The sequence below is a fragment of the Orrella sp. JC864 genome (assembly GCF_037026685.1).
Classification (GTDB): domain Bacteria; phylum Pseudomonadota; class Gammaproteobacteria; order Burkholderiales; family Burkholderiaceae_B; genus Orrella.
Window position 1 is genome coordinate 78,859 of the sequence record NZ_JBANET010000001.1, and the last position, 24,961, is coordinate 103,819.

General features: G+C 70.2%; 17 protein-coding genes. 9 read left to right on the plus strand and 8 right to left on the minus strand.

Annotated features, from left to right (window positions below):
• Positions 1 to 118: 118 nt before the first annotated feature.
• A complete protein-coding gene (locus V8Z80_RS00355; protein WP_336060652.1) occupies positions 119 to 1,234 on the minus strand; it encodes a branched-chain amino acid ABC transporter substrate-binding protein in 1,116 nt (371 codons plus the stop codon).
• A gap of 172 nt (positions 1,235 to 1,406) precedes the next feature.
• Here V8Z80_RS00355 and V8Z80_RS00360 point away from each other — a divergent pair, with 172 nt between their 5' ends.
• The 6 genes from V8Z80_RS00360 (at position 1,407) to V8Z80_RS00385 (ending at position 14,352) form a co-directional block, all read left to right on the plus strand.
• Complete coding sequence (locus tag V8Z80_RS00360) at positions 1,407 to 2,003, plus strand: RBBP9/YdeN family alpha/beta hydrolase (RefSeq protein ID WP_155193756.1); 597 nt, start codon at positions 1,407 to 1,409, stop codon at positions 2,001 to 2,003.
• 56 nt (positions 2,004 to 2,059) lie between these two features.
• The gene (gene cysP / locus V8Z80_RS00365; RefSeq protein WP_155193758.1) at positions 2,060 to 3,070 is read left to right on the plus strand and encodes a thiosulfate ABC transporter substrate-binding protein CysP; all 1,011 of its coding nucleotides are present in this window, start codon (positions 2,060 to 2,062) and stop codon (positions 3,068 to 3,070) included.
• A gap of 174 nt (positions 3,071 to 3,244) precedes the next feature.
• Entirely contained in the window at positions 3,245 to 4,084 is an 840-nt protein-coding gene (gene cysT / locus V8Z80_RS00370) for a sulfate ABC transporter permease subunit CysT (RefSeq protein ID WP_336060653.1), read from the plus strand.
• A gap of 82 nt (positions 4,085 to 4,166) precedes the next feature.
• Positions 4,167 to 4,994: a sulfate ABC transporter permease subunit CysW gene (cysW, locus tag V8Z80_RS00375; RefSeq protein WP_336060654.1), complete on the plus strand. Its 828-nt coding sequence runs from the start codon at positions 4,167 to 4,169 to the stop codon at positions 4,992 to 4,994.
• Between the two features lie 363 nt (positions 4,995 to 5,357).
• Entirely contained in the window at positions 5,358 to 12,995 is a 7,638-nt protein-coding gene (locus V8Z80_RS00380) for an SDR family NAD(P)-dependent oxidoreductase (RefSeq protein WP_336060655.1), read from the plus strand.
• A 13-nt stretch (positions 12,996 to 13,008) separates the two neighbouring features.
• Entirely contained in the window at positions 13,009 to 14,352 is a 1,344-nt protein-coding gene (locus tag V8Z80_RS00385) for an aminotransferase class I/II-fold pyridoxal phosphate-dependent enzyme (RefSeq protein ID WP_336060656.1), read from the plus strand.
• Between the two features lie 22 nt (positions 14,353 to 14,374).
• Here the strand turns inward: V8Z80_RS00385 and V8Z80_RS00390 are convergent, their stop codons facing one another.
• The 5 genes from V8Z80_RS00390 to V8Z80_RS00410 all read right to left on the minus strand — a co-directional run bounded on the left by V8Z80_RS00390 (position 14,375) and on the right by V8Z80_RS00410 (position 19,615).
• Positions 14,375 to 14,890 carry a Dps family protein gene (locus tag V8Z80_RS00390; RefSeq protein ID WP_155193764.1) on the minus strand — a complete coding sequence of 172 codons (516 nt, stop codon included), beginning with the start codon at positions 14,888 to 14,890 and terminating at the stop codon, positions 14,375 to 14,377.
• Between the two features lie 132 nt (positions 14,891 to 15,022).
• Positions 15,023 to 15,976, minus strand: coding sequence for a LysR substrate-binding domain-containing protein (locus V8Z80_RS00395; RefSeq protein WP_155193766.1), 954 nt, complete (start codon positions 15,974 to 15,976; stop codon positions 15,023 to 15,025).
• 41 nt (positions 15,977 to 16,017) lie between these two features.
• A complete protein-coding gene (gene recG / locus V8Z80_RS00400; protein WP_336060657.1) occupies positions 16,018 to 18,168 on the minus strand; it encodes an ATP-dependent DNA helicase RecG in 2,151 nt (716 codons plus the stop codon).
• A gap of 36 nt (positions 18,169 to 18,204) precedes the next feature.
• A complete protein-coding gene (locus tag V8Z80_RS00405) occupies positions 18,205 to 18,588 on the minus strand; it encodes a Rid family detoxifying hydrolase (protein ID WP_155193769.1) in 384 nt (127 codons plus the stop codon).
• Between the two features lie 127 nt (positions 18,589 to 18,715).
• Entirely contained in the window at positions 18,716 to 19,615 is a 900-nt protein-coding gene (locus V8Z80_RS00410; protein WP_336060658.1) for a LysR family transcriptional regulator, read from the minus strand.
• Positions 19,616 to 19,737: 122 nt separating this feature from the next.
• Between V8Z80_RS00410 and V8Z80_RS00415 the strand changes: the two genes are divergently transcribed.
• From V8Z80_RS00415 to V8Z80_RS00425, 3 genes are all read left to right on the plus strand, one after another.
• Entirely contained in the window at positions 19,738 to 21,084 is a 1,347-nt protein-coding gene (locus V8Z80_RS00415) for an acyclic terpene utilization AtuA family protein (RefSeq protein ID WP_336060660.1), read from the plus strand.
• A 10-nt stretch (positions 21,085 to 21,094) separates the two neighbouring features.
• Positions 21,095 to 21,493 carry an AtuA-related protein gene (locus V8Z80_RS00420; RefSeq protein ID WP_155193775.1) on the plus strand — a complete coding sequence of 133 codons (399 nt, stop codon included), beginning with the start codon at positions 21,095 to 21,097 and terminating at the stop codon, positions 21,491 to 21,493.
• Between the two features lie 69 nt (positions 21,494 to 21,562).
• Positions 21,563 to 22,534, plus strand: coding sequence for a Bug family tripartite tricarboxylate transporter substrate binding protein (locus V8Z80_RS00425; RefSeq protein ID WP_336060661.1), 972 nt, complete (start codon positions 21,563 to 21,565; stop codon positions 22,532 to 22,534).
• Positions 22,535 to 22,572: 38 nt separating this feature from the next.
• Here the strand turns inward: V8Z80_RS00425 and V8Z80_RS00430 are convergent, their stop codons facing one another.
• Both V8Z80_RS00430 and V8Z80_RS00435 read right to left on the minus strand, forming a co-directional pair.
• Positions 22,573 to 23,718 (minus strand): iron-containing alcohol dehydrogenase, encoded by a 1,146-nt coding sequence (locus V8Z80_RS00430; protein WP_155193778.1) that lies wholly within the window; start codon positions 23,716 to 23,718, stop codon positions 22,573 to 22,575.
• A gap of 165 nt (positions 23,719 to 23,883) precedes the next feature.
• Positions 23,884 to 24,660, minus strand: coding sequence for a ferredoxin--NADP reductase (locus V8Z80_RS00435; protein WP_155193779.1), 777 nt, complete (start codon positions 24,658 to 24,660; stop codon positions 23,884 to 23,886).
• Positions 24,661 to 24,961 lie beyond the last annotated feature (301 nt).

The following is a 24,961-nucleotide window of genomic DNA, read 5'->3' on the forward strand; positions in this document are numbered from 1 at the left end:
GACTCCGAAGGCTGGCGGGGCCGGGGGCAGTGGCGGGCGATCATGAGCCCGCCGCTGCCACCGGCCACGGCGGCCGTCAGGAGAGCGGCCCAACCGTCAAGCCACCGCCCAACAACCCTCACTTCACCGCCGTCTTGCTCCCATCCTTGTGCCAGGTGAACACGTCGAACTCGAAGTTCTCCAGGTCGCCCTGCTCGTTCCACGAGACCTTGCCCAGCGGCGTCTCGAAGCTGTTGGCGTGCAGGTAGGCCGCCACCTTGGTGGGGTCGGTGCTGCCGCTGCCCTTGATCGCGTCCACGATCACCTGGGTGGCCGTGTAGGCGGTCATCTGGAACGCGCCCGAGGGGTTGCGGCCCTTGTCGGTAAAGGCCTTGACGATGTCGGCGTTGTCCGGATCGGCGGCGAAGTCGGCCGGCAGGGTCACCAGCATGCCTTCGACCGCGTCGCCGGCGATGGCGTTGATGTCGGGGTTGCCCGTGCCTTCGGGGCCCATGAAGCGCACCTTCAGGCCCTGTTCGGCGCCCTGGCGCAGCAGCAGGCCCATTTCGGGGTGATAGCCGCCGTAGTACACGAAATCCACGCCCGAGGACTTGAGCTTGGTGATGATGGCCGAGTAGTCGGTATCGCCGGCGTTGATGCCCTCGAACACCGGCACCTCGATCTTGGCGTCCAGCAGGCCCTGGCGCACGGCGCTGGCGATGCCCTGGCCGTAGGACTGCTTGTCGTGCAGCACGCCGACCTTGGCGGGCTTGATCTTCTCGGCGATGAAGGCGGCGGCGGCCGGGCCCTGCTGGTCGTCGCGGCCGATGGTGCGGAAGATGAACTCGTAGTTCTTGCCGTCGGTCAGGGCCGGCGAGGTGGCCGAAGGCGTCACCATGACCACGCCTTCGTTGTTGTAGATGTCGGCCGCCGCGATGGTGGCGCCCGAGCACACGTGGCCGACCACGAAGCCGATGTTCTGGTTGACCACGCGGTTGGCGGCGACCGGGCCCTGCTTGGGCTCGCAGCCGTCGTCGATGGTGACCACTTCGAGCTGCTTGCCCTGCACGCCGCCGGCGGCGTTGATGCGCTCGACCGCGGTGTGGACCCCTTCCTTGACCATGTCGCCATACTGCGTCAGGGCACCGGTCATCGGGCCGACGATGGCGATCTTGATGCTTTCTGCCTGGGCGGCGGGGGCCAGGGCCATGCCAAGGGCCACGGCGAGCGGGGCCAGGGGGGTTGCCAGTTTCATAGTTCGCTCCTTGGGGGGATTGTTCGTGGACCGGGTGCGTGCGAGCCCCGGATGCGAGCCAAGGATACACGATGCGCCGCCTTGGCCCAGCGGGTTTTATATATCCGAATTCGTATATGCAAACGGAAAATTATTATTTTGAGTTAGGTAAGGCCGGCGGCATCATCCTCGCATGCGATTTCAACCGATCATCGTCCCTGGCTGGCGCAATTCCGGACCGGACCATTGGCAAAGCCTCTGGATGGACCGCTTGCCCAACGCCGTGCGGGTCCAGCAGCACGACTGGGAGCAGCCCGACCCGGTGCGCTGGACCGCTGGCGTGGCCCAGGCCGTCGATGCGGCAAGCTGCCCCGCCCTGCTGATCGCCCACAGCCTGGGCTGCCTGGCGGTGGCGCGCCTGCCGGTGGCCCTGCGCCATCGGGTGGCCGGCGCATTGCTGGTGGCCCCGGCCGATGTCGAACGCACGGACGCCCCGGCCGCCCTGCGCGGCTTTGCGCCCGTGCCCGACCAGCCGCTGGGCTTTCAAAGCGTGGTGGTCGCCAGCGACGACGATCCCTGCTGCCGCCTCGAGCGCGCGCGCGTTTTTGCCCATGATTGGGGCAGCCGGCTGGTGGTGCTGCAGCAGGCCGGCCACATCAACGCCGAATCAGGGCACGGCTCCTGGCCTGAAGGCCTGAAGCTGCTGGCGGCGCTGCGCCGGCGCGCGGTCTGGCGCGTGTCGCCGCCCGGCCCGCGCATCCCGCCGGTGCCCGGGGCGGCGGGCAGCTGACCCTCCTTGATATCTTTGCAGGTTTTTCTTCCAGTCCCGACCTTACGGAATCCACCATGAAGCTCCAGCGTCTTTTCGCCCTCACCGCCCTGCTCGCCGCCGGCGCCGCCGCGCCCGCGCACGCCCAGCAGACCTTGTTGAACACCTCCTACGACATCGCCCGCGAGCTGTTCACCGAGATCAATCCCAAGTTCGTCGAGCACTGGAAGCAGACCACCGGCGAGACGATCAAGATCGACCAGTCCTTCGGCGGCACTTCCAGGCAGGCCCAGGCCATCCTGCAGGGCCTGAAGGCCGACACGGTCACCTTCAACCAGGTGCCCGACGTCGAGATCCTGGCCAACCGCGGCCTGGTGGGCAAGGACTGGCAGCAGCGCTTTCCGAACAACAGCTCGCCCTACTACAGCACCATCGCCTTCCTGGTGCGCAAGGGCAATCCCAAGAACATCAAGACCTGGGACGACCTGGTGCGCGATGACGTGAAGGTGGTCTTCCCCAATCCCAAGACCTCGGGCAACGCGCGCTACACCTATCTGGGCGCATGGCTGTACGCCGACGAGAAATTCGGCGGCGACCAGGCCAAGGTGCGCGAATTCGTGGGCAAGCTGCTTGCCAACGTCGAGAGCTTCCCCACCGGCGGGCGCGGCGCGACGGTCGCCTTCGCCCAGAACAACCAGGGCGACGCGGTGCTGACCTTCGAGTCGGAAGTCAATAACATCGCCAACAGCGACGAGTTCAAGGCCCAGGGCTTCGAGATCGTGGTGCCGCCGGTCAGCGTGCTGGCCGAGTTCCCCGTGGCCGTGGTCGACCGGGTGGCCGACGAAAAGAAAACCCGCAAGCTGGCCGAGGAGTACCTGAAGTTCCAGTACACGCCCGAGATCCAGGCGCTGCTGGCGGGCTTTAACTACCGCGTGCACGATCCCGAGGTGGTCAAGGCCAACGCCAGCCGCTTTCCCGAAGTCCGCCTGATCAACCCCACCGAAAAACTGGGCAGCTGGGCCGACATCACCAAGACCCACTTCGCCTCGGGCGGCGTGTTGGACGAGCTGCTGGCCAAGGGCCGCTAGGCATCCCGCGCGCCTCGGGCCCTCTCCGGCGGCGCGGCCCCCTCCTGCGGCGCGGCCCGGTCCGGCCGGCCGGACGGCCGGGCGCGGGCTGGCGCCCGGCCAGGGGCCGGGCCGCCGGCGCCGCCCCCTGGGGCCGCGGCGTTCGGGCGTGGCGAATAATGTATCCTCCCGCCCATGCCGAATTTCTTCACCCGCCATCCGACTCTGCCCGGCTTCGGCTTGAGCTTCGGTGTCAGCGTTCTCTATATCTCGCTGGTGATTCTGCTGCCGATCACCGCCTTGTTCCTTTACGTCAGCGACATGAGCTGGGCGCAGTACTGGCGCGCGATCAGCGATCCGCGCGTGGTGGCCAGCTACCGCGTGACCCTGAGCGGCGCGGCGTGGGCCACCTTGCTGGCCACGCTCATCGGCCTGCTGCTGGCCTGGGTGCTGGTGCGCTACGAGTTTCCCGGGCGCCGCCTGCTCGATGCGCTGGTGGACCTGCCTTTTGCCCTGCCCACGGCCGTGGCCGGCCTGACGCTGTCGGTGCTGCTCTCGCCAGGCGGCTGGGTCGGCCAGTTTCTCGCGCCGCTGGGCTGGAAAGTGGCCTATGCCTATCCCGGCCTGGTGGTGGCCATGGTGTTCACCAGCCTGCCTTTCGTGGTCCGTTCGGTGCAACCGGTGCTGGCCGAGCTCGGGCCCGAGTACGAAGAAGCGGCCCATACGCTAGGCGCCAACGACTGGCAGACGCTCTGGCGGGTACTGCTGCCGGCCCTGGTGCCGGCGCTGACCACGGGCGCCTCGCAGTCCTTCATCCGCAGCCTGGGCGAGTTCGGCGCCGTGGTCATGATCGCCGGCAACATTCCCTACCAGACCGAGATCACCTCGCTGATGATCTTTACCCGCCTGAACGAATACGACTATCCCGCCGCTTCGGCGATCGCCAGCGTGGTGCTGATAGCCTCGCTGCTGCTGCTGTTCCTGCTGCAGGTGCTGCAGGGGCGCTTGCTGCCCTGGCAACGCACCGGAGGCTGAACGTGAAGAAATCCCCCCACGCTGCGCCTTCGGCTTGCTGCCCCCCGGGGGGGCCGCTTTTTCATTTTGGGACGGCCCGGCAATGAAAAAACCCTCCAACTGGAAGCAATGGACTCTGGTCGGCGCGGCGGTGCTGCTGGCCTTGCTGCTGCTGGTGCTGCCGCTGAGCCTGATCTTCGTGCGCGCGCTGTCCGGCGGCTGGGAAATGCTGGCCGCTAACCTGGCCGACGGCGAGATGCGGCATGCCATCGGCCTGACGCTGCTGGCCGCGGCGCTGACGGTGCCGGTCAACGTGGTCTTTGGCGTCCTGCTGGCCTGGTGCGTGACCCGCTACGCGTTTCGCGGCCGCAAGCTGCTGATCACCCTGATCGATATCCCCTACGCCACCTCGCCGGTGGTCGCCGGCCTGTGCTACCTGGTGGTCTACGGCATGGAAAGCGCCTTCGGCGGCTGGCTCTACGAACGGGACATCCAGCTGATGTTCGCCTGGCCGGGCATCGTCATGGTGACGATCTTCGTGACCTCGCCCTTCGTGGCGCGCATCCTGATCCCGCTCATGCAGGTGCAGGGCAGCGAAGAGGAACACGCCGCCCTGACGCTGGGCGCCAACGGCTGGCAGATCTTCCGCCTGATCACCCTGCCCAATATCAAGTGGGGCCTGCTGTACGGCGTGGTCATCACCAATGCCCGCGCGGTGGGCGAGTTCGGCGCGGTCTCGGTCGTGGCCGGCGCCATACGCGGGCAGACGCTTACCCTGCCCTTGCTGATCGAGCAGCTCAACGACGACAACAAGGCCGTTGCCGCGTTCACCGCCGCCGCACTGCTGGCCTGCATGGCGCTGCTGACGCTGGTGGTCAAGACCGTGATGGAGCGGCGCCAGGAAGGCCTGTTGACGCGCCCGTCGCATTGAGCCGGTCCCACCCGGGGGGCGGACCGGCGGCGCGGGCCGCCTTGCCCAAGCCGGCCGGCCATGTTAAACCCGGATAAAATTTAGCCGTTTGCCTGGGTGATGGGCGGTGGGTCGAGCCATATGCCCCACACATTGGCATATCCGTACGGCGCGCTTATCGCAAGCCTTGCGTATTTTGAAACATTTGAACACCTTGACTCGCAACAGTGCGCCGGTGCCCTCAATAAACTGTCGGGCTGTTTTAGCTTTTATGCGTTCGTGTCTTGCTTCGACTTGTATTTGCAATATTTCGCCAGCGCTTTAGAGCGATCCCGATGAATCGCAGTAACCTCCATCCCGTCGCGCTAAAGAAGGAATGAATGCATGGCAGTACGTGTAGCAGTCGTCGGATTGGCCTTCCGATTTCCCGGCACCAGCAAGGCCCGCTATTGGACCGACCTGCTGCAAGGCCGTGATCTGGTCACCGAGGTCCAGGCCGAGCGCTGGGCGCAAGATGCCTATCTGCACCCCGAGAAGGCCCATCCCGGCACGAGCTACACCTTCGCGGCGGGCTCGATCGGCGACGTGTCCGGTTTCGACGCCGGCTTTTTCGGCATCTCGCCGCGCGAGGCCGCGCTCATGGACCCGCAGCAGCGCGTGCTGCTCGAACTCGCCTGGGAAACCCTGGAGCATGCCGGCGTGCCGCCCTCGGCGCTGCGCGGCAGCGATTGCGGCGTATACCTGGGCGTGGCCGGCACCGAATACTCGCACCGGTTCTCCGACGACCTGGGGGCCATCGACGCTTCCATCGCCACCGGCAACACGCTGAGCGTGGCGGCCAACCGCATCTCCTACCTGTTCGACCTGCACGGCCCCAGCCTGGCCATCGACACGGCCTGCTCGTCCTCGCTGGTGGCGTTTCACCAGGCCTGCCAGGCGATCGCCTCGGGCGAGATCAGCCAGGCCCTGGCCGGCGGCATCAGCCTGCACCTGCATCCGTTCGGCTTCATTATTTTTTCCAAGGCGTCCATGCTCTCGCCGCGCGGGCGCTGCAACGTGTTCGATGCGTCCGGCGACGGCTACGTGCGCGCCGAGGGCGGCGGCTTGTTCCTGCTCAAGGACTACGACCGCGCGGTCGCCGACGGCGACCGCATCCTGGCCGTGGTGGCCGGCTCGGCGGTCAATACCGACGGGCGCAAGAACGGCCTGACCGTGCCCAGCGCCCAGGCGCAGTGCGCGCTGATGCAGCGCGCCTATGCACAGGCCGGCATCGACCCGGCGCAGCTGGACTACCTGGAGGCGCACGGCACGGGCACCGCCGTGGGCGATCCTATCGAGACCCGCGCCATCGGACAGGCCCTGGGCCAGCGCCGCGCCCCGGGCCAGCCCCTGCCCATCGGCTCGGTCAAGAGCAATATGGGCCACCTGGAGGCCGCCTCGGGCGTGGCCGGCCTGGTCAAGGCCATCCATGCCTTGCAGCACCGCACCGTGCCGGCCACCATCGGCATCAAGACGCTCAATCCCAATATCGATTTCCAGGGCCTGAACCTGCAGGTGGTGACCGAAAACCGCCCGCTGCGGCCCGAGGGCGTGCTGACGGTGGGGGTCAATTCCTTCGGCTTTGGCGGCGCCAACGCGCACGTCATCCTTCAATCCCATGAGCCGCCCGGCGCGCCGGCGCCGGCCCCCGCGCCCCGGCAGGACCAGGCGCACGGCGCCGATCCCGCCCTGCCCGTGCTGGTGTCGGGCAAGAGCGCGCAGGCCCTGCAGGCGGCGGCCGCGCAGATGGCGGCCGCGCTGGCGGGGCTGGCGCCGGACCGCCTTTACGATGCCGCCTGGCAAAGCCTGCGGCGGCGCGAATGGCACGAGCATCGCGCGCTGGCCTACGCCCGCACGCCGCAAGAGGCCGCGGCCCTGCTGGCGCCCCTGGGCGCCGGCGAGCAGGCGCTGCCTCGCGCCCTGGCCTGCGGCACGGCGCTGCAGCAGGCGCAGGGCCCGGTTTTTGTCTATTCGGGCAACGGTTCGCAGTGGCCCGGCATGGGCCGCGCGCTGCTGGCCGACCCGGTGTTCCTGGCCGCCGTGCGCGAGGTCGACGCGCTGTTCGAGCCCCTGGCGGGCTGGCGCCTGCTGGACCTGCTGCAAGCCGAGCCCCAGGCCGGCCAGTATGTGCGCACCGAGCATGCCCAGCCTGCCCTGTTCGCCGTGCAGCTGGGCATGACCCGCATGCTGGCGCAGCGCGGCATCGTGCCGGCCGCCGTGGCCGGGCACAGCGTGGGCGAGATCGCCGCGGCGTGGGCCTGCGGCGCCCTGTCGCTGCCCGATGCGGTCAAGGTCATTTTCCATCGCAGCCGGCTGCAAGGCCGCACCAAGGGCGTGGGCGCGATGAGCGCGGTGGGCCTGGACGGCGCCCAGGCCGAGGCGCTGCTGGCCGAATCGGGCCTGGCGCACGCGGTCTGCGTGGCGGGATTGAACAGCCGGCGCGGCGCCACCCTGGCCGGCGATCCGCAGGCGCTGGCGCAAGTCGAGCAGGCGCTGGAGGCGCGCCGGGTGTTCCAGCGCCGCCTGGACCTGGACTACGCGTTCCACAGCCCGGCCATGGACCCGATCAAGGACGAGCTGCTGCAGGCGCTCGAAGGCCTGCGCCCGCAGCCGGGCCGGCTGCCCTACTACTCCACCGTGACCGGCGCCCGGCTCGATGGCGCGCAGCTCGATGCCGGATATTGGTGGCGCAACGTGCGCCTGCCGGTGCAGTTCGAAGGCGCCGTGCAGGCCCTCGTGCAGGCCGGGCACAACGTGTTCGTCGAGGTCGGCCCGCACACCGTGCTGCGCGGCTACGTCAGCGAGGCCTTCAAGACGGCCGGATGCCAGGGCCGCGTGCTGGCCTGCGCGGTGCGCGAGGACGACGCGCCGGCGCGGATCGATCACGCCGCCGGCCAGGTGGCGCTCAGCGGTGCGGCCTTCGACTGGCAGGCGCTGCTGCCGCAGCCCGGCCGGCACCTGGACCTGCCCGGCTATCCGTGGCAGCGCGAACGCCACTGGCATCCGGTCACCGGCGATTCGATGGGCATGCTCGAGCGCCGCAAGGTGCATCCGCTGCTGGGCTATCCGCTGGGCCACATCGAGCATTGCTGGGAGAACCATCTCGATACGCATCTGCAGCCGCTGCTGGCCGATCATGTGGTGGGCGGGGCCGTCGTCTTTCCCGGCGCCGGCTATGCCGAGATGGGCCTGGCCGCCGGCCGGCAATGGCAGCCGCAGGCCCAGTGCCTGGAAATCGAGGAACTCGAGATCCTTGCGCCCTTGCTGCTTGCCGCCCAGCCCAGCAAGATCAGCCGGCTGACCCTGGATCCGGCCGACGGGCGTTTTTACATCAAGGCCAAGGACGCGGGCAGCGCCCAGGGCTGGACGAACTATGCGGCCGGCCGCCTGCTGCGCGAGCCCGGCGCCAGCCTGCTGGGCGGGACGGCGCCACAGTGGCCGGCGCGGCCGGCCGATTTCGACGGGGCCGCGCATTATGCCGCCTGCGCCGCGGCCGGCCTGGCTTACGGGCCGGCATTCCAGGCCATCGTGCAGGGCTGGCGCGAGGATGCGCATACGGTCGTGGCCCAGTTGCGCCCGGACGTGGCGCCCCCGGCCGAGCTGCAGGCCGCCCTGCTGCATCCGGCCCTGCTCGATAACGCCTTCCAGCTGGCCGTGCCGCTGCTGCACGAGGTCCGGCAGGCCGCGGCGGCCGGTCTGGCCTTCGTGCCGGCCAGGCTGGGCCGCCTGGCCCTGCGCCTGGATGCCGGCGCCCCCCAGGCCGCCCGCGTGCGCCTGTGCCGCCGTTCCCCGCATTCGCTGACGCTGGCCATCGAGCTGTTCGACGGCCAGGGCCGGCAGGTGGCCGCCGTGCACGAAGCGCGCTTTCGGGCGGTGCGCCTGCACCGCGCGCCGGCCGATGCGCTGGATTTCCTGGATTACGCGAGCACCCCGCGGCCCGTCGGCCGTCCGCCCGCCACCGTGGCGCCCGAGGCCGTGCACGGCGTTTTGCAGGACGCCGTGCGCCAGGCGCAGGAACAAGGCCTGCACAGCGTCCAGCTGGGCGAGATCGAGCCGCTGCTCGAGACGCTGTGCGACCGCTACGCGGCGGCGGCCCTGCGCGCGCTGTGCAATGATGCCCAGGACTTGCCGCAGGCCGTGCTCGACGGCGTGGCGCCCGCTTTGCAGCCGTGGGTGGCCCACCTGGCCGCGCGGGCCCAGGCGGCGGGCTGCCTGGTGCCCGCGCCGCACGGCTGGCGCCTGGTTCCGGATCCGGACGATGCGCCGGGCGCCACGGATATCTGGAACGCCCTGGCGCGCGAATATCCCCAAAGCTTTCCCCTGGCCCATGCGGCCGGCCGGCTGGGCATGCATGCGCCGGCCTTGCTGGGCGGCCAGCTTGCCCTGGCGCAGGTGCTGCCGCGCGCGGCCAGCGCGGCGGCGCTGGGCCTGTGCAGCTGGGGCGATGGCGCGCTGCGGGGCCTGGCAAGCGCCCTGGCCGGCCTGCTGCGCGAAAGCCAGCAGCGCCTGCCTGCCGGCCGGCGCCTGGCCGTGCTCGAAATCGGCGCGCTGCCGCCGCTGGCCGCGCCGGCCTGCTGCGCCGTGCTGGATTTTCACGTCGCGGACTACAGCTACGCGACCTTTGGCCAGGCGGCACAGGAAGCGGCGGGCACGGTGCGCGAACGTTATCCCGATGCCCGCATCGAGGACCTGGCCGATCCCCAGGCCGACCAGGGCACGCCCGCCGACCTGGTGCTGCTGCACGCCGATTTCGACGCCTTGCAGGACGGCCTGGCGGCGCTGCGCATCGCCTGCCGGCGCCTCAAGCCCGGCGGCATGCTGGTGCTGCGCGGCACCCATCCGGCGGCCTGGGCCGATTTCGTATTCGGTGCGGCGCCCGACTGGTGGATAGACACCGTCGATGCCGGCAAGGCTTCCAGCCAGCGCGCGGCCAGCTACTGGCAGGCGGCGCTGTCGCAGCAAGGGCTGGAGGACGTGCGCCAATACGACTACGCCGGCCAGGCGCAAAGCGGCCCCTATCTGCTGGCCGCCCGTTGCCCCGCGGCAGCGGCGCCGGCCGAGCCGGTGCCGGCCGCCCAGGCGGGCTGGCTGCTGCTGGCCGACGCCGCCGGCCCGGGCGCACGCTGGGCCCAGGCGCTGGCGCAGGCCTTGCGGGCCGCGGGCCAGCGCGTGGCGCTGCACGAACAGGCCGATCCCGATGGACTGGCCGGCCTGCTTGCGCAGGCGCGCGCCGAGCTCGGTACGCTCGAGGGGGTGATCCACCTGGACGGCCTGGCCGGCGGCCCCGGGCAGGATGCCGATCCGCCCGCGCGCCTGGCGGTGCAGGTGCGCCGCTGCGCGCTGGCCGCCGCGCTGGCGCGCGCCTGCGTGCAGCAGGCGCCGGCGCCCGACCTGTGGCTGCTGACGGCCGGCGCATGGCCGGGCGGCCAGGCCGGTCAGCCCCGCGACGCGCAGGACGCCCACCCCGCCAATGACGCGGCGCTGTGGGGCTTTGGCCGCACCCTCATGAACGAGGCGTCGGGCCATGCCGTCAGGCTGGCCGAGGTGCCCGGGCAGCCTCATGCGCAGGCCCTGCAGGCCTTGGTGCGCGAGCTGCTGGCGCCCGATGCCGAACAGGAAATCCTGCTGGATCCCGATGGGGCGCGGCATGCCCCGCGGCTGGCCGTGCTGCCCCGCCCGCAAGCGGCGCCGGCCGGGCCGCAGGCCGACACCTGCCTGCGTCTGGGCTTCGATTTTCCCGGCCAGCTGCGCAACCTGCAGTGGATGGAGCAGCCGGCGGGCACGCTGGGCGAGGACCAGATCGAAGTGCGCGTGCAGGCCACGGGCCTGAATTTCCGCGACGTCATGTACGCCCTGGGCCTGCTTTCGGACGAAGCCATCGAGAACGGCTACGCCGGCCCGACGCTGGGGCTGGAGTTCTCCGGCGTGGTGCTGCGCACCGGCGCGCGGGTGCACGGCTACGCGCCGGGCGATGCGGTGGTGGGTTTTGGCCCGGCCAGCTTCAGCGACCGCGTGCAGGTGGGCACCGAGGCGGTGGCGCACCTGCCGCGCGGCTGCGGCTTCGAGGCGGCGGCCACCATCCCCAGCACCTTCTTCACGGTGTACTACGCCCTGCACCACCTGGCGCGGCTGGCGCCCGGCGAGCGCATCCTGATCCACGGCGCGGCCGGCGGGGTGGGCATCGCGGCCATCCAGATGGCCCAATACCTGGGCGCGCAGATCTACGCCACCGCCGGCTCGGACGAAAAGCGCGACTACCTGCGCCTGATGGGCGTGCAGCACATCTTCGATTCGCGTTCGCTTTCCTTTGCCGACGAGATCCTGGCCTGCACCGACGGCCAGGGCGTGGACGTGGTGCTCAATTCGCTGGCTGGCGAAGCCATCAACCGCAACCTGCGCGTGCTGCGGCCCTTCGGCCGCTTCCTGGAGCTGGGCAAGCGCGATTTCTACGAGAACACCCGCATCGGCCTGCGGCCTTTCCGCAACAACATCAGCTATTTCGGCATCGACGCCGACCAGCTGATGCGCGAGCGCCCCGACCTGACGCGCCGGCTGTTCGGCGAGATGATGGCGCTGTTCGAGCAAGGGGTGCTGCATCCCCTGCCCTACCGCAGCTTCGATGCCAACGACGTGGTCGAGGCTTTCCGCCACATGCAGCAGGCCCGCCAGATCGGCAAGATCGTGGTCACCTACGAGCAAGGCATCCATGCGCGCAAGGCCCTGCCGCGTCCGGCCCAGCCGCTGTCCCTGTCGGCCCAGGCTTGCTACCTGGTCACGGGCGGGCTGGGCGGTTTCGGCCTGCGTACCGCGATGTGGCTGGCCGAGCGGGGCGCACGCCACCTGGTGCTGGTCAGCCGTAGCGGCCCGGTTTCCGAAGAGGCCCGCCAGGCCATCGGACAATTGCAGGCGCGCGGCGTGCGCGTGCACGCGGCTGCCTGCGACATCACCGACGGCGCGGCCGTGGCCGAGCTGTTCGAGCAGATCGCAAGCAGCCTGCCTGCGCTAAAGGGCGTCGTGCATGCCGCCATGGTGATCGACGACGGCCTGGCCCAGCATGCCGACGCCGCGCAGATCTCGCGCGTGCTCGCGCCCAAGGTGCTGGGCGCCCTGCACCTGGACCGGGCATGCGCGGGGCTGGCGCTGGACTTCTTCGTGCTGTATTCGTCGGCCACCACGCTGTTCGGCAATCCGGGCCAGGCCAGCTACGTGGCCGCCAACGCCTGGCTCGAGCGCCTGGCCCAGGCGCGGCGCGCGCGCGGCCTGCCGGCCACCTGCGTGCGTTGGGGCGCCATCGACGACGTGGGCTACCTGGCGCGCAACACGGCCGTCAAGGAGGCCCTGCAAAGCCGCATGGGCGGCGCCCCGCTGGCCTCGGCGGTGGCCTTGCAGGCGCTCGAGGACATGCTGCGGGCCGGCGACGGCGGCATGGGGGTGATGGAGCTGGATTGGCGCGCGCTCGCCCGCTTCCTGCCCACCGCCGACACGCCCAAGTTCTCGGCCGTGGCCGCGCGCGCGGGCGATGCGGGCGGCCCGGACGACGGCGGCCAGGACCTGGCCCGCATGCTGGCCGAGCTGGACGACGAGGCCTTGCTGCCGGTGCTGCAGGACATGCTGTGCGCCGAGATCGGCGAGATCCTGCGCGTGCCGCCCGAGCGCATAGACCGCGAGCAATCGGTCTACGACATGGGCCTGGACTCGCTGATGGGCGTGGAGCTGGTGGTGGCGCTGGAGAACCGCTTCGGCGTGCGGCTGCCGGTGATGGCCTTGAACGAGGACGCGAACATCGCCAAGCTGTCGCTGCGCCTGTTGCGGCTGCTGCGCGGCGACGCGGCGCAGGCCGACGAGCCGCTGGCCGCGCAGGTCCAGGACATGATGCAGCGCCACGGCGTGCAAGAGGACCCGGCGCTGCCCGCCGAGGAGATGGCCAGCGAACTGGCCGCCCAGGAACGCAACGGCAACGGGCGGCGCCTGATTTCGGATTGAGTTGCCCCCTATCGTGAACGACAAGAAAAGCGGCCTGCCCGGCCTGAGCGCGGGCCTGAAGCAAAAGCTGATCCAGCAGGCCCTGGCCCGCAAGCTCAGGCAGGCCGAGGCCCCTGCGCCCGCGCTGGCGCCGGCCGCGCAGGCGGGCGGCCGGGTGCCCGAGGAGTACACCCGCTTCGATACGCACCCGGGCTACCAGCAGCTGCGCATCCTGAACGAGGGCGCGGCGCGCCTGGGCGTGCCCAGCCCGTTTTTCAAGCTGCACGAGGGCACGGCCGGCGCCGGCACGCAGATCGGCCAGCGGCGGTACATCAACTACGCCAGCTACAACTACCTGGGCATGTCGGGCGATCCGGTGGTGGCGCAGGCGGCCAAGGACGCCATCGACCGCTACGGCACCTCGGTATCGGCCAGCCGCCTGGTCTCGGGCGAACGGCCGGTGCACCGCGAACTGGAGCGCGCGCTGGCCGAGCTCTACGAGGTCGAGGACGCCGTCACCTTCGTCAGCGGGCATGCCACCAACGTATCGACCATCGGCTACCTGTTTGGCAGCCGCGACCTAGTCGTGCACGACGAGCTGATCCACAACAGCGTGCTGCAGGGCGTGCAGCTGTCGGGCGCGCACCGCCTGTCCTTTGCGCACAACGACTGGCAGGCGCTGGACCAGCTGCTGCGCGAGCGGCGCGGCCAGTTCCAGCGCGTGCTGATCGTGCTCGAGGGCATCTACAGCATGGACGGCGACTATCCCGACCTGCCCCGCTTCATCGAGGTCAAGCGGCGCCACCAGGCCTTGCTGATGGTGGACGAGGCGCATTCGCTGGGCGTGATGGGCCGGCGCGGCTACGGCATCCGCGAGCATTTTGGGCTGGCCGGCAGCGACGTCGATATCTGGATGGGAACGCTGAGCAAGGCGCTGGCCGGCTGCGGCGGCTACATCGCCGGCCCGAGCGTGCTGGTCGAGCACCTGAAATGCCTGGCGCCGGGGTTTCTGTACAGCGTGGGCATGCCCCCGCCCGTTGCGGCCGCCTCGCTGGCGGCGCTGCGCCGGATGCAGGCCCTGCCCGAGCGCGTGGCGCGGCTGCAGGCGCTGGGCCGCAGCTTTCTGGACAAGGCCCGGGCGCTGGGCATCGATACCGGCGCCAGCACCGGCCATGCCGTGGTTCCGGCGATTGTCGGCGGCTCGGCCCGGGCCGCGCGGCTGTCGGCCGCGCTGTTCGACCAGGGCATCAACGTGCAGCCCATCCTGTACCCCGCCGTGCCGGAGAACTCGGCGCGCCTGCGCTTTTTTATTTCGTGCGAGCACGAACCGGCGCAGTTCGACCAGACGCTGGCCTGCCTGAAGGCGGCGCTGGCCTGAGGGCCCGGCGCCGCCCAGGGGATCATTGCAGCAGGCTGCGCAGCATCCAGGCGTTCTTTTCGTGCACGTCCAGCCGCTGCGTCAGCAGGTCGGCGGTGGGCTGGTCGTTGGCTTCGTCGGCCTTGGTGAAGGCGTTGCGCGCGGTCTGGGCCACGGCTTCGTTGCCCTTGACCAGCAGGCGCACCATCTCGAGCGCGTCGGGAATGCCCTCGGGCTCGGCGATGGACGAGAGCTGCGCGTACTCGCGGTAGGTGCCCGGCGCGTAGTGGCCCAGCGCGCGGATGCGCTCGGCGATGTCGTCCAGCGCGTTCCATTCCTCGGTGTACTGCGTCATGAACATGGCATGCAGCGTGTTGAACAGCGGGCCCGTCACGTTCCAGTGGAAATTGTGCGTCATCAGGTACAAGGTGTACGAATCGGCCAGGGTCTTGGACAGCTCGGCCGCGATGGCGGCGCGGGCGGCCTCGGGAATGCCGATGTTGATGCGCGGCACCGACTGGTCGCTCTTGGGGGCCTTGGACTTGGAGGCTTTGGCCATGTTTTTTCTCCTGTGAGGAAAACAGCGTGGGATAAGAATACACCGTGCCGGGACGGCGCGGCCACGCCGGAAGGCCAGCCGGACGATAGGATTGTTCCATATCAAGCCGCCCGCCTGCCAGGTCCGCCCGCTTCAATCGCTTTGCAAGGCCACTTTTTCCTCGGCCAGCATGCGCACGCCTTCCAGGCCGCAGGCGAACACCGCGGCCGACAGCGCCTCGATGGCCGCCAGCCGCGGAAAGCTCTTGCGCCAGGCCAGCACCACGCGCCGGTCGGGCACCGGGCTGGCGAAGGGAATGTACTTGAGCAAAGGATCTTTCCCGGGCTCGCGGGGCACCGAGGTCACGGGCATGACGGTCACGCCGATGCCCGCGGCCACCATGTGGCGGATGGTCTCCAGCGACGAGCCTTCGAAGGTGCGCTGGATGCCGTCGCTGGCCGCCGAAAAGCGCGAGAGCTCCGGACAGACCTCCAGCACCTGGTCGCGAAAGCAATGGCCGCTGCCCAGCAGCAGCATGGTCTCCTGCTTGAGCGCCTGCGCATCGATCTCCTTCTGGGCGGCCCAGGGATGCTCGCGCGGCACCGCCACCATGAAGGGTTCGTCGTACAGCGGCCGCGTGACCAGCCCGGCCTCGGGCAGCGGCAGCGCCATGATGGCGCAGTCGATCTCGCCCTGGCGCAGCAGCTCGACCAGGCGCACGGTGAAGTTCTCCTGCAGCAGCAGCGGCATCTGCGGCGTGCGGGCGATCTGCGTGGGCACCAGGCGCGGCAGCAGGTAGGGCCCGATGGTGTGGATCACGCCCACGCGCAAGGGGCCGGCCAACGGGTCGTGGCCCTGGCGCGCGATCTCCTTGAGATTGGCGCTTTCCTCCAGCACCTTTTGCGCCTGCGCGACCACGCGCTGGCCGATGGGGGTGACGCCCACTTCGGTGCCGCCGCGCTCGAACAGCGTCACGCCCAGTTCGTCCTCGAGCTTGCGGATGGCCACCGACAAGGTGGGCTGGCTGACGAAACAGGCTTCGGCCGCGCGGCCGAAGTGCCGTTCGCGGGCGACGGCGACGATGTATTTCAGTTCGGTGAGCGTCATGGCATGTCTTCCGTGCAGTGCGGCGGCCGGGGCCGGCGCGGCTAGGTCCTGAGGAATTCTTCGCGGCCGCGCATCCAGCGCGCCAGGTGGGCCTGGGCCGCCTGGCGGTCGTGGCTGCGCAGCCAGTCGGCGGCCTCGCGCGCCTGCTCGGCCAGCGCCGCGTCGGCCTCGGGGTCGGCGAATCGCAGCAGCGCCATGCCGGACTGGCGCGTGCCCAGGAATTCGCCGGGGCCGCGCTGGGCCAGGTCGCGGCGGGCGATCTCGAAGCCGTCCGCCGTCTCGAACATGGCCCGCAGGCGCTCGCGCGCCAGGGGCGAGAGCGGGGTCTGGTAGAGCAGCACGCAGAACGAGGCGGCGCTGCCGCGCCCCACCCGGCCGCGCAACTGGTGCAGCTGCGCCAGGCCGAAGCGTTCGGCGTGCTCGATGACCATCATCGAGGCGTTGGGCACGTCCACCCCGACCTCGATGACGGTGGTGGCCACCAGCAGGTCCAGCGCGCCGTCGCGAAAGGACTGCATCACCTGGGCCTTGTCCGCTTGCGGCAGGCGCCCGTGCACCAGGCCGATGCGCAGGTCCGGCAGGCTCTGGCGCAGCGCCTCCCAGGTATCGACGGCCGTCTGCAGCTGCAGCGCCTCGCTTTCCTCGACCAGCGGACAGACCCAGTAGGCCTGGCGCCCGCGCCGCACTTCCTGGGCCACCAGCGCGATGACTTCGCCGCGCCGGCCGTCCTCGGCCAGCTTGGTGACCACCGGCGTGCGGCCCGGCGGCAGTTCGTCGATCACCGACACGTCCAGGTCGGCAAAGAAGGTCATGGCCAGCGTGCGCGGGATGGGCGTGGCGCTCATGTTCAACTGGTGCGGCACGTGCTCGTCCTGGCCTTCGCCCTTCTTGCTCAGGGCCAGGCGCTGGCCCACGCCGAAACGATGCTGCTCGTCGACGATGACCAGCCCGAGCCGGTGAAACCGCACGTGTTCCTGGATCACCGCCTGCGTGCCCACCACCAGCTGGGCGCCGCCGTCCTGGGCCGCGGCCAGCGCGGCCTTGCGCGCCCGGGCCGACAGGCTGCCCGTCAGCCAGGCCACCTGCACGCCCAGCGGCTCGAGCCAGTCGCCCAGCTTGCGGAAATGCTGCTCGGCCAGGATCTCGGTGGGCGCCATCAGCGCCACTTGCGCACCGTTGGCCACGGCCTGTGCGGCGGCCAGGGCGGCCACCACCGTCTTGCCGCTGCCCACGTCGCCTTGCAGCAGGCGATGCATGGGAAAGTCGCGCCCCAGGTCCTGGGAGATCTCCTGGACCACGCGCGCCTGCGCACCGGTCAGCGCAAAAGGCAGGGCCCGGTACAGGCGCCGCACCAGCCCCTGCTCGCTGTCATCGGGCGGCAGCGGCTCGGCGCGCTTGCGCCGGCGCGCCGCCCGCGCGGCGGCCAGCGAGAGCTGCTGGGCCAGCAGCTCGTCGAACTTGATGCGGTTCCAGGCCGGATGATCCGCCTCGCCCAGCGTGTAGCCCGACACCGCGGCGGGCGGGGTATGCAGGGTCCGCAAGGCCTGCTCGAAATCCATCAGGCCATAGCGCTGGCGCAGCGCTTCGGGCAAGGTGTCGTCCCAGGCCACCTGCGCCAGGGCCTGGGCCACGGCGCGCCGCAGCACCGGCTGGGGCAGGCCCTCGGTGCTGGGGTAGACGGGCGTCAGAGAGGTAGCCAGCGGCGCGTCGGCGCGGCTCAGGCGCGGATGCACCATTTCGCGGCCGAACAGGCCGCCGCGCACCTCGCCGCGGGCGCGCAGCCGCGCGCCCGGGCTGACCTGCTTTTGCTGGCTGGGATAGAAATTGAGCCAGCGCAGCTGCAGCTCGCCGGTTTCGTCGGCCAGCACGGCGGTCAGCTGCCGGCGCGGGCGGTACAGCACCTCGCTGCGCAGGATCTCGCCCTGCACCTGGGCGCTCATGCCCGGATGCAGCTGGCCGATGGGCACCACCCGCGTCTCGTCCTCGTAGCGCAAGGGCAGGTGCAGCACGAAATCCATGGGCGTCTCCAGCCCCAGCGCCTTCAGGCGCCGTTCGTGGCCGGCCGCGGCCTGGGACTTGCCAGCCGCGGCGGACTTGCCGGCCGCCCCGGGTTTGGCGGCGGCCTCGGACGTGCCCGCGGCGGACGTGCCGGCGGGGGCGCGGGGCTTGCGGCCGGCGGCCGTGGCAGACATGGACGGGCGGATCCGGCCGGACGCGCTACGCAAGCGCTAGAGCACCAGGACCGCTTCGACCTCGAACTGGGCGCCCTTGGGCAGGCTGGCCACCCCGATGGTCGAGCGCGCCGGGTATGGCTCGGGAATCACCTCGGCCATGATGGCGTTGGCCGCGGCGAACTTGGACAGGTCGGTCAGGAACAGGGTCAGCTTGACGATGTTGGCGGTGGTGCCGCCGGCCGCCGCGATGACGGCCTGCATGTTGGCGAAGGCCTGGCGCACCTGCGCGTCGAAGTTCTCGGAAACCAGCTCGCCGGTGCCCGGCTCCAGGCCGATCTGGCCCGAAAGGAACACCGTCTGGCCGCTGGCGGCCACCGCTTGCGAATAGGGGCCGACGGCGGCGGGAGCGGCGTCGGTGTGGATGATCTTTTTGCTCATGGGCGTAGTCCTGGTTTCCTGCGGTTTAGAAACGACTATCGAAGTGTAATCAGCAATAGCCCATAGAGAAAGCCTTGCCGCGCCCGGGCGGTGCGGCCGGGGCAGGCCCGCCGCCCGGGCGGTGTCCTTATGCCGCGGCCTCCAGTTCCGCGCGCCGGCGCAGCAGTTCGTCGTACAGCGCCTGGGCGGCCACCGAGAGCGTGCGGCCGCGCCGCTTGACCAGGTACAGCGGCCGGGCCAGCCCCTTGCCGCCCAAGGGCCGGATGGCCAGCCCGGGACGGCGGAAATGGAACAGCGTCATGGCCGGCACCACGCTCACGCCCAGGCCGGCCTGCACCAGTCCCGTGACGGTGGCCAGGTGCTCGACCTCGAGGACCGGCGCGGGCAGCGGCGCGCCGGCGGCTTGCTCGAGCACCTGCCGCACGCTGCTACTGCGCGCCAGCTGGATCATGGGATGGTCCAGCACGTCCTGCAGCCGCAGGCGCCGGGCCCGCGCCAGCGGGTGGTCCTGCGGGCAGACCAGGTGATAGCGGTCGGCCTGCAGGAACTGGCTGTCCAGGCCGGTCATGTCGGCGCGCCGGGCGGCCACCGCGAAGTCGACGGTGCCCTGCTGCACCATGTCCAGGCAGGCGTCCAGCAGCGCGTCGCGCAACTGCATGGCGATGCCCGGATGCCGGCTGCGGAAGTCGGCCAGGATGGCCGGCAGCCAGCCGGCCGCCAGCGACGGCAGCGCCGCCACCGCCACGTGGCCGCGCCGCTTGGCGGCGTAGTCCTGCAGGTCTTCGGCGACCAGGTCGAAATCGGCCAGCAGCCGGCGTGCCGAGGCATCGAGCACCTGGCCTTCGGGGGTGAGCTCCACGTGCCGGGTGCTGCGATGAAAAAGCCGCACGCCCGCCTCCTCCTCGATGCCGCGGATCAAGGCGCTGAAGGCCGGCTGGGTCAAATGGCAGCGCCGGGCCGCGCGCGTGAAGTGGCGCTCGTCGGCCAGGGCGATGAAGGCGCGCAGTTGGCGGGTGGATAGATTCATCCTGGTTTTCTATCAATCCATCTTTTATTTCTATTTTACTTATCATTGCGCCGCCCCCTATAGTCCGTCGCAACAGGCCCGCCCGGCGGGCCGCCCTATAACGACGGAGACGCAAGCAAGTCATGCAGACTGCCCTGCATATCGGCTGCGCCGCGGGTTTCTCGGGGGACCGTACCGACGGCGCCAGCGCCGTGGTCGATACCCTGATCGCCCGCGGCGGCGGCACCCTGATCTTCGAGACGCTGGCCGAGCGCACGCTCGCGCTGGCGCAGCTGGCGCGCGATCGCGATCCCCAGGCCGGCTACGAGCCGCTGCTGGACGAGCTGGTGGGACCGGTGCTGGGGCGCTGCGTGGCGCACGGCATCCGCATCGTCAGCAATTTCGGCGCGGCCAATCCGGCCGGCGCGGCACGGCGCATCGCGCAGCTGGCCCGCGAGCAGGGCCTGCCGGCGCCGCGCATCGCGGTGATAGAGGGCGATGCGCTGGATGCGCCGCACCAGCGCGCCCTGCTGCGTGAACGGCTGGGAGCGTCGTTCTACGACAGCCTGGATATCGTCAGCGCCACCGCCTACCTGGGCGCCGGGCAGATCGCCCAGGCCCTGCAGGCCGGCGCGCAGATCGTCGTGGCCGGCCGCGTGGCCGATCCCTCGCTGGCCGTGGGCCCTGCCCTGGCCCATTTCGGCTGGTCGCTGGACGACTGGGACAGGCTGGGCCGGGCCACCATCGCCGGCCACCTGCTCGAATGCGGCCTGCAGGTGACCGGCGGCTATTTCTGCGTGCCGGGCCTGAAGGAAGTGCCGGACCTGCATGCCGCCGGGTATCCGGTTCTCTCGCTGCAGGCCGACGGCGCCATGGAGATCGGCAAGGCCGACGGCACGGGCGGCTGCGTGGACCTGCGCACCGTCAAGGAGCAGCTGCTTTACGAGGTGCACGACCCGGCCCGCTACCTGACCCCGGACGTGGTGGCGGACCTGAGCCAGGCCCGCGCCGTGCAGACCGGCCCGGACCGCGTGCAGGTGCACGGCGTGCGCGGGCACCCCCGTCCCGATGAACTCAAGGTCAACCTGTGCCATCGCGGCGGCTGGCTGGCCGAGGCCGAGATCTCCTATGCGGGGCTGCAGGCCGAGGCGCGGGCACGCCTGGCCGGCGAGATCGTGCGCAAGCGCATCGGCCCGGCGCTGGCGCTGCGGCTGGACCTGATCGGCGTGACCAGCGTGCTCGACGACGATGCCGGCAGCCTGGCCGCCGCGCGCGGGCCGGGCGATGCGCGCGACGTGCGGCTGCGCGTGGCCGCCAGCCACGCCGATCGCGCGCTGGCCGAACGGGTGCTGCGCGAGGTCACCGCCCTGTACACCTGCGGTCCGGCCGGCGGCGGCGGCGTGCGCACGGCGCTGCGGCCGCGGCTGAACATGGTTTCCTGCACCATCGCCCGCGAGGCCGTGCCGGCCCGCTGGACGATGCTGGATTGAGGAGTCGCCGATGCAAGAGATCTCCCCGGACAAGCCGGCCGATGCGGCCGTGCAGGTGCCGCTCTGGCGCCTGGCGCACAGCCGCACCGGCGACAAGGGCGACGTATCGAACATGAGCCTGGTCGCCTGGAGCCCCGAGGCCTACGAGGTGCTGGTGCGCGAGGTCACCGAGGCGCGCGTGGCCAGCTGGTTCGCCTATCGCGCGCCCAGCCGCGTGACGCGCTACCTGCTGCCCGGCCTGCAGGCCATGAACCTGGTGATCGAGCGGGCCCTGGACGGCGGCGTGAACGACGCGCTGAACCTGGATGCCCACGGCAAGGCCCTGTCTTTCCACCTGCTGGAGATGACGGTGCCGGTCCGGCCGGAGCTGGCCGGCCGCCTGCCCGATCTGGCCCCGGCCCCGGGCTGAAACGACCTTATCCCCTGCAAGCCAAACGCCGCGGGCTTGCCCGGCGGCAAACCAACAAAGGAGACTGCCATGCCCCTGTTTTCCCGCACCCGCCTGTTCGCCGCCCTGACGCTGGGCGCCGCGCTGTGCGCCCCTGCCCTGGCGCAGGATTTCCCCAACAAACCCATTACCTTCATCGTGCCCTTTGCCGCCGGCAGCGCCACCGACCAGATCGGGCGCGCGATCGGCCAGGGCGTGACCGAGCAGACCGGCCAGCCCGTGGTGATCGAGAACCGGCCCGGGGCCAGCGCGATGATCGGCGCGCAGACCGCCGCCCGCGCCGCGCCCGACGGCTATACGGTGCTGATCACGACCAACACCACGCACGCGGCCAACGAGCACCTGTACAAGTCCCTGGCCTACGACCCGGTCAAGGACTTCGCGCCCATCACCCTGCTGGGCAAGGGCGGCCAGATCATGGTGGTGCACCCCGACGCGCCGGCCAAGACGGTGGGCGAATTCATCGAGCAGGCCAGGAAGCAGCCGGGCAGGCTCAGCTTCGGCAGCGGCAGCTCCAGCAGCCGCATCGCCGGCGAACTGCTGCAGCAGATGGCGGGCATCGAGTTGTTGCACGTGCCCTACAAGAGCAATCCGCTGGGCATTACCGACCTGCTGGGCGGCCAGATCGACACCATGATCACCGACACGGCCACCGGCCTGCCGCAGGTGAGCGCCGGCAAGCTGCGCGCGCTGGGCGTCACCGGCAGCGAGCGCTCTGCCCTGGCGCCAGAGATTCCCACCATCGCCGAAGCCGGGGTGCCGGGCTACGAGATGGGCTACTGGTTCGCCGCCTATGCGCCGGCCGGCACGCCCGAGCCGGTGGTGGCACGCCTGCATGAGCTGCTGCGCAAGGCCGCCGACTCCAAGGCCGCCGAGTCGTTCTACCGGCAGACCGGTACCGCCAAGGAAACCTCCACGCCGCAGGAACTGGCAGCCTTCCAGGCCGAGGAATCCAAGAAGTGGGGGCGGATCATCAAGTCGGCCGGCATCCAACCCGAGTAAGCGGGCCGCATGCGGCCGTGCAGCCGCATGCGCAATGCCTATAGCGAACGGGCCAGCATATCCAGGTAGTCCTGGGCGCTGGCCTGGCGCGGATTGGTCCGGTGGCTATGGTCGGCCAGCGCCCCGCGCACGATGTCGGCGAACATGTCCTCGGTCACGCCCACTTCGCTCAGCCGGGTGGGCAGCCCCAGTTCGGCGGTGCGCGCCCGCACCGCCTGGGCCAGCGCGCCGGCGCCTGCGTCCGGCAGCGCCATGGCCTGCGCCATGCGGGCCAGCTTGTCCTCCTCGCGCATGCTGGGCGCCTGGGCGTTGAAGGCGATCACCGCCGGCAGCAGGATCGCATTGAGCGTGCCGTGATGCAGGCGCGGGTCCAGCCCGCCCAGGGCGTGGCTCAGGCTGTGCACGCAACCCAGGCCCTTCTGGAAAGCCATGGCGCCCTGCATCGAGGCGCTCATCATGTTGAGCCGGGCCTGGCGGTCCTGCGGCTGCGCCGTGGCCGTGCCGATGTGCGCCCAGGCGCGCCGCAGGCCGTCCAGGGCGATGCCGTCGGCCGGCGGGTTGAAGGCCGGCGACATGAAGGTTTCCATGCAATGCGCGATGGCGTCCATCCCGGTCGCCGCCGTCAGCATGGGCGGCAGGCCCAGCGTAAGCGCCGGATCGCAGATCGCCGCCTTGGGAATGAGGTGCGGCGACAGCACGCCCACCTTGCGGCCGTCGTCCAGGATCAGGATCGCGCCTCGGCCGACTTCGCTGCCGGTGCCGGCGGTGGTGGGGATGGCGACCACGGGCGCGGTGGCGGCCGTGATGCGGGCCTGCCCGCCTTCGATGGCGGCAAAGGACTTGAGCGGCCCTTCGTGGGTGGCGCACACGGCCAGCCCCTTGGCCAGGTCTATGGAAGAGCCGCCGCCCAGCGCCACGATGCCGTCGTGGCCGCCCTCGCGGTACTGGCGCTCGGCCAGGCGTACCGCCTGCTCGTTGGGGTTGGGCGGAGTGGCGTCGAAGACCGCGGCCGGATCCGCCTGCGGCAGGGCCTCGTGCAAGGCCTGCAGCAGCCCGGCGCGGCGCACGCCCGTGTCGGTGACCACCAGCGGACGGCCGATGCCCAGGCGCTCGAGCTCCTGGCCCAGCGTCTGCAGGGCTCCATAGCCGAACTGCACCTGCGTCAGGTATTGGATCAATGCCATGCGTGTCTCCTTTCCTGGTTATCGTGCTGCGCCGGGCACGCCGGATTGCGTGCCGGCCCAGACGCTAATCTACGGAAAAGCGCAGGGCAGGAACAATGACAGTGCCGCATCGGGCAATAAGTTTCCGTCATCGTCCCGCAGGGCGGGGCCCGCGGCCCCGCGCGCCTATTTTTCGACGAAGGCGCGCTCGACCACGTAATGGCCGGGCTGCCCGGTGCCGGGCGAGACCACGAAGCCGCGCGCGTCCAGCATGGCGCTGATGTCGGCCAGCATGTGGGGGCTGCCGCAGATCATGGCCCGGTCGGTCTCGGGATCGAGCGGCGGCAGCCCGATGTCGGCGAACAGCTTGCCGCTTTCGACCAGCTCGGTGATGCGCCCCTGGTTGCGGAAAGGCTCGCGCGTGACCGTGGGATAGTAGATCAGCTTCTCGCGCACCAGGTCGCCGAAATGCTCGTTGGCGGGCAGCTCGTTCTGGATGTAGTCGGCATAGGCCAGTTCGCTGACCCAGCGCACGCCGTGCAGCAGCACGACCTTCTCGAAGCGCTCGTAGACCTCGGGGTCCTTGATGATGCTCATGAACGGCGCCAGGCCCGTGCCCGTGCCGAACAGGTACAGGTGCTTGCCCGGCGTGAGGTCGTCCACCACCAGCGTGCCCACGGGCTTTTTGCTCACCAGGATGGCGTCGCCCTCTTTCAGGTGCTGCAGCCGCGAGGTCAGCGGGCCGTCCTGCACCTTGATGCTCAGGAATTCGAGGTTTTCCTCGTAGTTGGCGCTGGCGATGCTGTAGGCGCGCATCAGCGGCTTGCCGTCGACCTCCAGGCCTATCATCACGAAGTGGCCGTTGTGAAAGCGCAGCCCCGCGTCGCGGGTGGTCTTGAAGGAGAACAGCGTGTCGTTCCAGTGGTGAACGCTCAGCACGCGCTCGGTGTTAAAAGCAGCCATCGGGTTCGCGGGTAGATGTTGCGGCGCGCAGCGCCGGTTGATGGGCAACCCGGCTGTTGCGGGTCAAACCCATTATTCTAGCGCCCTTGTTGATAAATGTTCTCATTAAAACCGCATAACCTTATTGCGCCCTGCCATAAGGCCAGCCATGAGCTGCCCGCAATACCCCTGGTGCGCAATGCCCCTGGCCGCGTCTCGTGTTTCAGTTGAATGTAAGGCGCACCCCTGTTATGCTCGCCGCTCATTTGATAATGGTTTTCGTTAGCGTAACAAGAACCGCTGGCGTTGTCAGTCAGGCGCG